Source organism: Pantoea sp. CFSAN033090 (genome assembly GCF_001264395.1).
Taxonomy (GTDB): Bacteria; Pseudomonadota; Gammaproteobacteria; order Enterobacterales; family Enterobacteriaceae; genus Pantoea; species Pantoea agglomerans.
Genome location: NZ_LGYX01000008.1, coordinates 191,714 through 201,361 on the forward strand (window position 1 = coordinate 191,714; position 9,648 = coordinate 201,361).

Annotated in this window: 9 protein-coding genes; 7 read left to right on the forward strand and 2 right to left on the reverse strand. The window is 55.7% G+C overall.

Features of this window, described 5'->3' with window-relative positions:
* Positions 1 to 195: 195 nt before the first annotated feature.
* Positions 196 to 489, reverse strand: a complete 294-nt coding sequence (locus AFL22_RS10140) for a hypothetical protein (protein WP_010670559.1) — start codon at positions 487 to 489, stop codon at positions 196 to 198.
* Positions 490 to 947: 458 nt separating this feature from the next.
* On the opposite strand from AFL22_RS10140, the gene AFL22_RS10145 reads away from it, so the two are divergent.
* Genes AFL22_RS10145 through AFL22_RS10160 form a run of 4 tightly spaced genes read left to right on the forward strand, consistent with a single transcriptional unit; the run spans position 948 to position 4,376 of the window.
* Entirely contained in the window at positions 948 to 1,862 is a 915-nt protein-coding gene (locus AFL22_RS10145) for a metal ABC transporter substrate-binding protein (protein ID WP_010246894.1), read from the forward strand.
* Entirely contained in the window at positions 1,859 to 2,674 is an 816-nt protein-coding gene (locus AFL22_RS10150; protein ID WP_031591112.1) for a manganese/iron ABC transporter ATP-binding protein, read from the forward strand. The genes AFL22_RS10145 and AFL22_RS10150 overlap by 4 nt, the downstream gene beginning before the upstream one ends.
* Before the next feature lie 2 nt (positions 2,675 to 2,676).
* Positions 2,677 to 3,537, forward strand: a complete 861-nt coding sequence (gene sitC / locus AFL22_RS10155) for an iron/manganese ABC transporter permease subunit SitC (protein WP_010246899.1) — start codon at positions 2,677 to 2,679, stop codon at positions 3,535 to 3,537.
* The gene (locus AFL22_RS10160; RefSeq protein ID WP_052271319.1) at positions 3,537 to 4,376 is read left to right on the forward strand and encodes a metal ABC transporter permease; all 840 of its coding nucleotides are present in this window, start codon (positions 3,537 to 3,539) and stop codon (positions 4,374 to 4,376) included. The genes sitC and AFL22_RS10160 overlap by 1 nt, the downstream gene beginning before the upstream one ends.
* A gap of 20 nt (positions 4,377 to 4,396) precedes the next feature.
* Here AFL22_RS10160 and AFL22_RS10165 read toward each other — a convergent pair whose 3' ends face one another.
* Positions 4,397 to 5,290 (reverse strand): LysR family transcriptional regulator, encoded by an 894-nt coding sequence (locus AFL22_RS10165; RefSeq protein WP_010246903.1) that lies wholly within the window; start codon positions 5,288 to 5,290, stop codon positions 4,397 to 4,399.
* 463 nt (positions 5,291 to 5,753) lie between these two features.
* Between AFL22_RS10165 and AFL22_RS10170 the strand changes: the two genes are divergently transcribed.
* The 3 genes from AFL22_RS10170 to AFL22_RS10180 are packed head-to-tail and all read left to right on the forward strand — an operon-like array spanning position 5,754 to position 9,588.
* A complete protein-coding gene (locus tag AFL22_RS10170; protein WP_010246905.1) occupies positions 5,754 to 6,218 on the forward strand; it encodes a (2Fe-2S)-binding protein in 465 nt (154 codons plus the stop codon).
* The gene (locus tag AFL22_RS10175) at positions 6,215 to 7,207 is read left to right on the forward strand and encodes a xanthine dehydrogenase family protein subunit M (RefSeq protein ID WP_052271320.1); all 993 of its coding nucleotides are present in this window, start codon (positions 6,215 to 6,217) and stop codon (positions 7,205 to 7,207) included. Before AFL22_RS10170 ends, AFL22_RS10175 begins: the two co-directional genes overlap by 4 nt.
* Complete coding sequence (locus tag AFL22_RS10180) at positions 7,204 to 9,588, forward strand: xanthine dehydrogenase family protein molybdopterin-binding subunit (RefSeq protein ID WP_022624538.1); 2,385 nt, start codon at positions 7,204 to 7,206, stop codon at positions 9,586 to 9,588. The genes AFL22_RS10175 and AFL22_RS10180 overlap by 4 nt, the downstream gene beginning before the upstream one ends.
* The last annotated feature ends 60 nt before the right edge of the window (positions 9,589 to 9,648 follow it).

The window sequence follows — 9,648 nt, forward strand, 5'->3', positions numbered from 1 at the left end:
CATCTTTGCAAAACTTGTACAGAATTTTGGATTTTTGGGATTAATTTTTTTGTGCAAAAAGTGCTAAGGCTTTTAAAACAGGGTGTTACGAGGAGTTTGTAGCGAGGTAAAAATTGTACCAGATTCTTGTATCATTCACACCCCACCGACGCTCCGACCTGAATATTAAGGCCGGAGAGGAACGGCACACATGGATTAGTGTTTAAAGAAGATGTCATCGGCAGAGACAGGAGCAGCGGGCTCTTTGCCAGTGGTTTTGGCAAGCCAGTTCGCCGGGGCGGTGCTGCGGGAACCGATGGTTTTGAACCCCATCAGCCATTGAAGCGCATGCTGCATCTGCTCAAGGCGAGTCTCATTAACTTCAGAGTCAGCCATGACCCTTAGTTCATTAATCAGCAGTTCAACATTCACTTCCTGACCGGCATTAAACAGGTTCATTGCGGCTTCGCCAATGATGACATTCGCTTTTTCGTCGCTGGAAAAATACAAATTATCCTCCTGGGTGATTGCGGTAAGTAACATTAACTGTAGCAAAAAAATTTACGAAGCTTAATCAATTCAGCCTATCAATAAGATTATTTTAATTGTCGGTCTGCTATGCGTGTCATGTGAGTGCCGCCAGGTGTCAGAGCGCTTTTCGGTCAATTGCACAGCCAGGATGGCCTTTTTGTAATCCTGTTATCGCTTTTGCGGTTTACTCAACCACAGATGAGAAAGGCGTAAAACCCGGTTATAGCTATACATCACGCTTTCCATAAACTTTCCATCAATGAAATTAACTTTTTACATATCAACAAGTAAAGCGATTTGCTTACAAAACTCCACATTCGGGCCCGGACGCTGAAGAAACTTCACAACCCTTCGCTGTTACAAAGGTATAGCCTGTGCTATAAAAAATAGCCTATGCTAATTATGTACTGTTTTTAATCACCTCTGGAGATCGCCCTATGGTCCCGAAAAGAAAAATAACCATGATGCTACTGAGTGCGCTACTGACAACCCTGATGGCGACCAGCAGCTATGCAGCAGAAAAATTTAAGGTAGTGACGACGTTTACGGTCATCGCTGACATGGTAAAAAACGTGGCGGGCGATGCGGCCGAAGTCACTTCCATTACCAAACCGGGTGCTGAAATACACGAATATCAGCCGACGCCCGGCGATATCAAACGTGCGCAGGGTGCGCAGTTAATCATGGCGAACGGGCTTAATCTCGAACGCTGGTTTGAGCGTTTTTATCAGCATCTGGATGGGGTGCCGGAAGTGATTGTCTCTGCCGGGGTAAAACCGATTGGTATCGGCGAGGGGCCTTACAACGGTAAACCGAATCCGCACGCCTGGATGTCACCGGACAATGCGCTGATCTATGTCGATAATATCCGTGATGCGCTGGTGAAATATGACCCGGCGCATGCGGAAACCTATCGTCAGAACGCAGCTGCCTATAAACAAAAAATCACCGCAGCGCTGGATCCGCTTCGCCAGCAGATTGCCGACATCCCGGAGGATAAACGCTGGATGGTGACCAGCGAAGGCGCATTCTCCTATCTGGCTCGCGACCTGGGCATGAAAGAACTCTACCTGTGGCCTGTAAATGCTGATCAACAAGGCACGCCGCAACAGGTGAGAAAAGTGATCGACCAGGTGAAGAAAAATGCGATTCCGGCGGTGTTCAGTGAAAGCACCGTGTCGGATAAGCCAGCCCGTCAGGTCGCGCGGGAAACGGGTGCGCATTACGGTGGGGTGCTTTACGTCGACTCATTAAGCAACGCTCAGGGACCGGTGCCGACCTATCTGGATCTGCTCAGAGTCACCACGGAGACGCTGGCGCAGGGCATCAAAGCGGGAGAGAAAGCGCAATGACAGACACCATCGTTGTTTCGGATGTCACCGTGACCTATCGCAACGGTCACACCGCGTTGCATGATGCCAGCTTCAGCGTGCCGGGTGGATCGATTGCGGCGCTGGTGGGTGTGAATGGCTCCGGCAAGTCAACCCTGTTCAAAGCGCTGATGGGCTTTGTCCGGCTCGCCAGCGGCAGCATCTCGGTGCTCGGCATGCCAACCCGTGAAGCACTGCGTCAGAGTCTGGTGGCGTATGTGCCGCAGTCGGAAGAGGTAGACTGGTCTTTTCCGGTGCTGGTGGAGGATGTGGTAATGATGGGTCGCTACGGTCATATGGGCCTGCTGCGTCGACCCAAACCACACGACCAGCAGATTGTCAGTGATGCGCTGGCGCGGGTCGATATGCTGGATTACCGCCATCGTCAAATCGGTGAACTCTCCGGCGGACAGAAAAAAAGGGTATTTCTGGCGCGCGCCATTGCCCAGCAGGGCAGCGTTATCCTGCTGGATGAGCCGTTTACCGGCGTGGACGTTCAGACTGAGGCCAGAATCATCAGCCTGCTGGGTGAGCTGCGCGATGAAGGCAAGACCATGCTGGTCTCAACGCATAATCTGGGATCGGTCACGGAGTTCTGCGATTACACCGTGATGGTCAAAGGCACCATTCTGGCCAGCGGCCCGACCCGCACCACCTTTACCGCCGCCAACCTTGAGCGCGCGTTCAGTGGGGTGCTGCGTCATGTAATGGTGAAAGGGCTGGACGATCAGATTATCACCGACGATGAGCGGCCTTTTATTGCGCCACGTACGGCACCTGAAGACGGAAACTGACCATGGAACTGTTACTGGAGCCTTTTGGTTATCACTACATGCTCAACGCGATGTGGGTCTCCGCCATGGTCGGCGGCCTGTGTGCGTTTCTCTCCTGCTATCTGATGCTCAAAGGCTGGTCGCTGATTGGCGATGCGCTGTCGCACTCCATCGTGCCGGGCGTAGCGGGTGCTTACATGCTGGGACTGCCCTTTGCGCTGGGCGCGTTTCTCTCAGGTGGGCTGGCGGCGGGCAGTATGCTGTTACTCAATCAGCGCACCCGCTTAAAAGAAGATGCAATCATCGGCCTGATCTTCTCCTCCTTCTTTGGTCTGGGTCTGTTTATGGTGTCGCTCAATCCGACCGCGGTAAACATTCAGACCATTGTGCTCGGCAATATTCTGGCGATTGCGCCCGCAGATATACTTCAGCTGGCGCTGATTGGCGGGCTGTCGATCATCATTCTGCTGTTTAAGTGGAAGGATCTGATGGTCACCTTCTTTGATGAGAATCACGCGCGCGCTATCGGACTGCGTCCTGAACGACTGAAAGTCCTCTTCTTTACCCTGCTGGCAGTCTCAACCGTGGCGGCGCTGCAAACCGTCGGTGCATTTCTGGTGATCTGTCTGGTGGTGACGCCAGGCGCGACAGCCTGGATGCTCACCGATCGCTTCCCGCGTCTGCTGATGATTGCCGTAGCGATTGGCAGTATCACCAGTTTTCTCGGTGCGTGGGCGAGTTACTACCTGGATGGCGCAACGGGAGGCATCATCGTGGTGGCGCAGACGTTGCTGTTCCTGCTGGCGTTTGTTTTTGCACCCAAACATGGCTTGCTGGCTAACCGGCGTCGTGGCCGCCATCGTCCCGAAAAGGAGCCTGGCTGATGTGGATCTTTGAACCTTTCCAGTTCGCTTTTATGAACAGCGCGTTGCTGATTGCGCTGGTGGTGGCGATCCCCTGTGCGCTGCTGTCGGTCTTTCTGGTGCTGAAAGGCTGGGCGCTGATGGGCGATGCCATGAGCCATGCGGTATTCCCCGGCATCGTCCTCGCCTGGATGGCCGGGCTGCCGCTGGCGGTGGGTGCGTTTGTCGCAGGTCTGTTCTGTGCCGTTGCCAGTGGATTTCTGCAGGACAACAGTCGCATCAAGCAGGATACGGTGCTGGGAATCGTCTTCTCAGGCATGTTCGCGGTGGGATTGATCCTCTATATCGCCGTGAAACCGGAGGTGCATCTTGATCACATTCTGTTTGGTGACATGCTGGGCATTACGGGCGCTGACATTATTCAGACCTCGCTTATCGCAGCGGTGATCGTCGGGGTCATTGCGGTGAAATGGCGTGATTTTATGCTGTTCAGTTTTGATCCGCAGCAGGCACAGGTCTCTGGCTTACCCGCACGCTGGCTGCATTACGGTCTACTCTGCATGGTATCGCTGACCATTGTGGCGACGCTGAAAGCAGTAGGGATCATTCTGTCGATTTCCCTGCTGATCGCGCCCGGTGCTATCGCAGTTCTGCTAACCCGCCGCTTTTCACATGCGCTGCTGGTGGCGGTCGTGGTGTCGGTGCTGGTGTCGCTGAGTGGGGTCTATCTCTCGTTCTTTATCGACAGCGCGCCAGCACCCACGATCGTGGTGCTGTTTGCACTGGTATTTATTGTGGCGATGGTGATTTCAGGCCGCAAAACGCGACAGCTTGAACGTCAGCGGCTTAATGCCAGCTGACTGGCTATCGCGGCTGTCTCTCAACCGCGATAGCGCACCGCATCAATCAAACGTGTAAAGGCGCTGGTGTGCTGTCTGCGGCTGGGATAGTAAAGATAATAACCCGGAAAAGGCTCACACCAGTCAGCCAAAACCTGAACCAGACGGCCACTTTTAAGGTGTTCCGCAACGCTATCCTGCGGCACATAGCAGATCCCCATCCCGCTCAGTGCGGCATCAATGCGCGACGCGAGATGATTAAAAATTAACTGACCCTGCGTTTTGACCCTGATCTCCTTGCCATCACGCATAAACTCCCAGTTATAGAGGCCACCCAGCGTCGGCAGCCGCAGGTTGATGCAGTTATGATGCTGTAAATCATAGGGAGTCTCAGGTCTGCCGTGCTGATCAAAATAGCTGCTGGCTGCCACCACGCACATATTCCAGTCCGGCCCGATGCGTACCGCCACCATATCCTTTTCGACCTGCTCACCCAGTCGCACGCCTGCATCGAAACGGCCGCTGACAATATCGGTCAGACTGTTATCCACCGACACTTCAACATGGACATCGGGGTATTGCTGAAGAAAGGGCCTGAGCAGCGGCCAGAGTGTAGAGGTGAGCGCATGTTCGCCTGCGGTGATACGAATGTTGCCGGAGATTTTACCCTGACTGTCAGTGACATTGACCAGTTCAGACTCAATCTCGCTGAACAGCGGGGCGAGGGTAGTGATCAGCCGTTCACCGGCTTCTGTCGGGGCAACGCTGCGAGTAGTGCGCGTCAGCAACCGGACGCTAAGACGCTCTTCCAGAGCGCGAATCGCGTGGCTCAGTGCCGACTGCGACACACCCAGCTTCGCCGCTGCCCGGGTGAAGCTGCGCTCTTCTGCTACCACCACCAGATAGATTAGATCGTTAAAATTTTCTTTCAGCATAGGCCCTCTGACCTGTTTGATCGGTTATCCCGGTCGGGACAGGCCGATTTATCGACGTTAACTACGGCTTCGCTACCCGACCTGCTATCAGACCTGAAATTGCCTTTCAGGGTTACACATTTCGCGGCAGGATTAATGAGGCGGACAGATAAACCCTATGAACGACGGCTATAAAAGCTTTTTTCAATAAAATTAATAAAATCATTTAGATGAGCGTTGTATGAACACATATTTATCCCGATTCAACCTCGCTCCGCCATTCAGATAACACTTACTTTTCCCGGCTTCCCCGCAAAATTGCCAAAAAGCTGCTAAACCTTAAAGCAGAGATACGCGCGTAAAGATTAGGGTTATCACGATTTTCCCCCGATTCGAACCCCGTCAGAAATAAACCTATAAAAAATTAAATCTTTTGGCCCCCAACAATGGGAAGCAGACAATGTCGGAAAAAATATCGCTAACAATGCAGGTTAATGGTCAGTCGCAGCAGATGCAGGTCGATCCCCGTGTCACCCTGCTTGATGCGCTGCGTGAGCATCTTAACCTGACCGGCACCAAAAAAGGGTGCGATCAGGGGCAGTGCGGTGCCTGCACGGTACTGATTAATGGTCAGCGGGTGCTGAGTTGCCTGACGCTGGCGGCTCAGGCGGATGGCGCCGAAGTGACCAGCATTGAAGGGCTGGCTTCCACCGAAGGTGAGCTGCACCCGGTGCAGCGCTGCTTTATGGAGAATGACGCCTTCCAGTGCGGCTACTGTACACCGGGTCAGATTATGTCCGCCGTCGCCTGCATCAAAGAGGGCCATGCGGGTTCAGAAGATGAGATCCGTGAGTATATGAGCGGCAACCTTTGCCGTTGTGGAGCATATCCGCACATTGTGGATGCGATTAAACAGGCCGCAGCAGAGATGGCGAAGGAGTCCGCATGAATGAATTCAGCTGGAAAGTCGCGCAGTCGCCTGAGGAAGCCGCAGCCCTGAAACAGCAGTCTGGCAGCCAGTTTCTGGCAGGGGGCACCACACAACTCGATCTGATGAAGTGTGGGGTCTTCACGCCGCCGCAGCTCATCGGCATCACTGGATTGACCGGGCTTAAAAACCTGCAGTTTGACGACGATAAGATCACGGCCGGCGCGCTGGTCACCATGAGCGGCCTGGCAGATCATCCCGCCTGCCAGCAGAACGCGCCAGCCATCTACGGCAGCCTGTGGCAGGCCGCTTCACCGCAGATTCGTAACATGGCCACGCTGGGCGGTAATTTACGCCAGCGTACCCGTTGCGCCTATTACCGCGATCCGGCGACCTTTTCCGCCTGCAACAAACGCAATCCGGGTTCCGGCTGCGCCGCACTGGATGGCGTTAACAGCAATCATGCCATCCTGGGCGCCAGCGACAGCTGCATCGCGGTCTATCCCGGCGATCTGGCGGTGGCGCTGGTGGCGTTTGACGCCATCGTGGTCCTGCAGAATCAGCAGGGCGAAACCCGTCGCATCGCGATTGATGATTTCTTCCTGTTGCCGGGTGACACACCTGATCGTGAGCACGATCTGCGCGATGACGAAATTATTGTGGCCATTGAAGTGCCGCAAACCGAGTCACTGCGGCACTCACACTACCTTAAAGTCCGTGACCGCAGCTCTTATGAGTTTGCTGCAGCCAGCGCGGCCGCAGGCTTCACGCTGGAGAACGGCGTGATGCGTCAGGTCCATATTGCGCTGGGCGGCGTCGCCACCAAACCCTGGCGGGTCAGGTCGGTGGAGCAGGCGCTGGAGGGCCAGCCGTTTAATGAAGAGACGGTCTTCCAGTCGGCAGAACTGATTATTCAGGAGACGCAGGCGCTGACCCACAACGCCTATAAAGTAAAACTGGCGCCGCGTGTGATTGCACGTGCGCTGATGGCAGCAGGAGAAACCGCATGAGTGACGTAAATGACAAATCACGTCGGGAGTTACTGAAGGCGACGGCGGCGATCTCAGCGGCGGGCAGCCTGGGGCTGAGTATGCAAAGCGCCAGTGCCAGCGATACTGCCACGGCGGAACCAGAAACCACCGATCCGATTGAGGGACTGGGCGCCGGGCGCTCGCGGGGTGACGGCAAAGTAAAAGTCACCGGTGAGGCGCGGTATGCGGTAGAACATCAGCCGGAAAATCCGCTCTATGGCGTGGTGATCCAGTCTACTGTTGCCAGCGGCCGTATCAGCCGGATGTCTACGGAAAAGGCGCAGCAGGCCTCGGGAGTGGTGGCGGTTTATACCCATCTGAATAGCCTGAAGATCAACAAACCTACCGCGATTGCAGACGGCGGCGCGGCGCAGTCAACCTATACCCCGATTCAGGACGATGTGATTATTCACAACGGCCAGAACATCGGTCTGGTGGTGGCAGAGACGTTTGAGCAGGCAACTTATGCCGCCTCGCTGGTGGAGATCGACTATGAAACCTCGCCTGCACTGATTTTTGCCACCGATGAGGGTGTCGAACCGAAACCGGTATCGAAACAGGATATCGATATGGGCGATGCACAGGCGGCGATGCAGCAGGCCGAGGTGCGTCTGAGCCAGCGCTATACCACGCCGCGCGAATACAACATGCCGATGGAACCGCACGCCTGTGTCGCTGAGTGGCAGGATGGACGCATGACCGTCTGGGAGCCGAGTCAGTGGGTGGCAGGCGCGCAGGTGGAAATCGCCGAGTGGATGGGCATTGACGTTGAAGATGTGCGGATTATTTCGCCCTATGTCGGCGGGGGATTTGGGTCCAAGCCGGTGCCTTACACCCACGTCGCACTGGCCAGTGTGGCATCACGAGCGCTGAAGCGTCCTATCAAAGTGTCGCTGACCCGACCGCAGACCTTTACTGGTCTGGGCGGACGTCCCGCCACCTCGCAGCAGCTGGAACTGGGTGCCTCGCGTGACGGCAAAATCCAGGCGATTATCCAGCGCAGCTTCAGTGAAACCTCATTAATCGATGTATTTGCTGAGAACTGCAGCAAAGTCACCGCCCGCATGTATGCGGTGGGCAACGTCTCCGCCCAGCATCAGGTCAGGCCGATCAATACCGTGACGCCAGGCTGGATGCGGGCGCCAGGTGAAAACCCCAGCGCCTTTGGCTTGGAAGTGGCGATGGACGAGATGGCCTATGCCCTGAATATCGATCCCCTGGAACTGCGTCTGCGCAACTGGGCGGACAAAGATTATCAGCTCGATCTGCCGTGGAGTTCGCGTCGCCTGAAAGAAGCCTATCAGAAAGGGGCTGAGGCCTTTGGCTGGGATAAGCGCATTATGACGCCGCGGTCGATGCGCGAAGGGCGTGAATTGATTGGCTGGGGCATGGCCTCTGGCACCTATCCGGTCAACAAACTGCCTGCTGAGGCAAAAATCATCCTGACCCCACAGGGTAAATTTGTGGTGCAGTGCGCCGGTGCGGATATCGGCACCGGGACCTATACCATCCTGGCGCAGACCGCTGCCGACATTCTTGGCGTCGCCTCCACCACCATTGAGGTTCAGCTGGGTGATACTGAGCTGCCGCGTGCCGGTGTCGCAGGTGGATCGCAGCTTGCGGGCAACGTGACCGCGGCAGTGAACGATACCGCCAGACGAATGCGCGACCAGCTGCTGAAACTCGCCAGCGAGCTGCCACAGTCGCCACTGAATGGCACTCCGGCATCTCAGCTCACGCTGAAAGGCGACGGGGTTCAGCATAATCTGCGCAGCGGTCTGGCGGTCTCATTTGCCCGGCTGGCAAGCCTGGCACCGGCGGAGAGTCTGACGGTGAAAGGCGGCACTTTCCCGGACGATCTGTCACAGAGCGAGCGCGACAAGATGGTGCGCAACCTTAATGACATGAGCCGCCCTGAAAAATTCTCGGCCCACAGCTGGAGCGCGCAGTTTGTGGAAGTGCGGGTCGATGAAGATTTCGGCACTATCCGGGTCAAACGGATGGTGGCGGCGCTCGACAGCGGTCGTCTCTACAACCCTAAACTGGCGCGCAGCCAGTGGATTGGCGGCATGATCATGGGCGTCGGTCAGGCGCTGATGGAAGAGGGCATCGTCGATCCACGCAATGGTCGGGTGATCAACAACAACCTGGCGGACTATCTGGTGCCGGTTAACGGTGACATCCCGAGCATTACCACCATCAACGTTGGCGAGCCCGATTTTGAGGCGACCACCATGGGCGGTAAAGCCGTGGGTGAGCTGGGTATCGTGGGCGTGGCGGCAGCGATCAGTAATGCGGTGTTCCATGCCACCGGTAAGCGGGTGCGCGACTTACCTATTACTCTCGATAAGATTATCTGAGCCTGCTCCTGACCTGCTGCCAGCAGGTCGATGTGAGGATATGCGGGCGCGGGCTGAAAC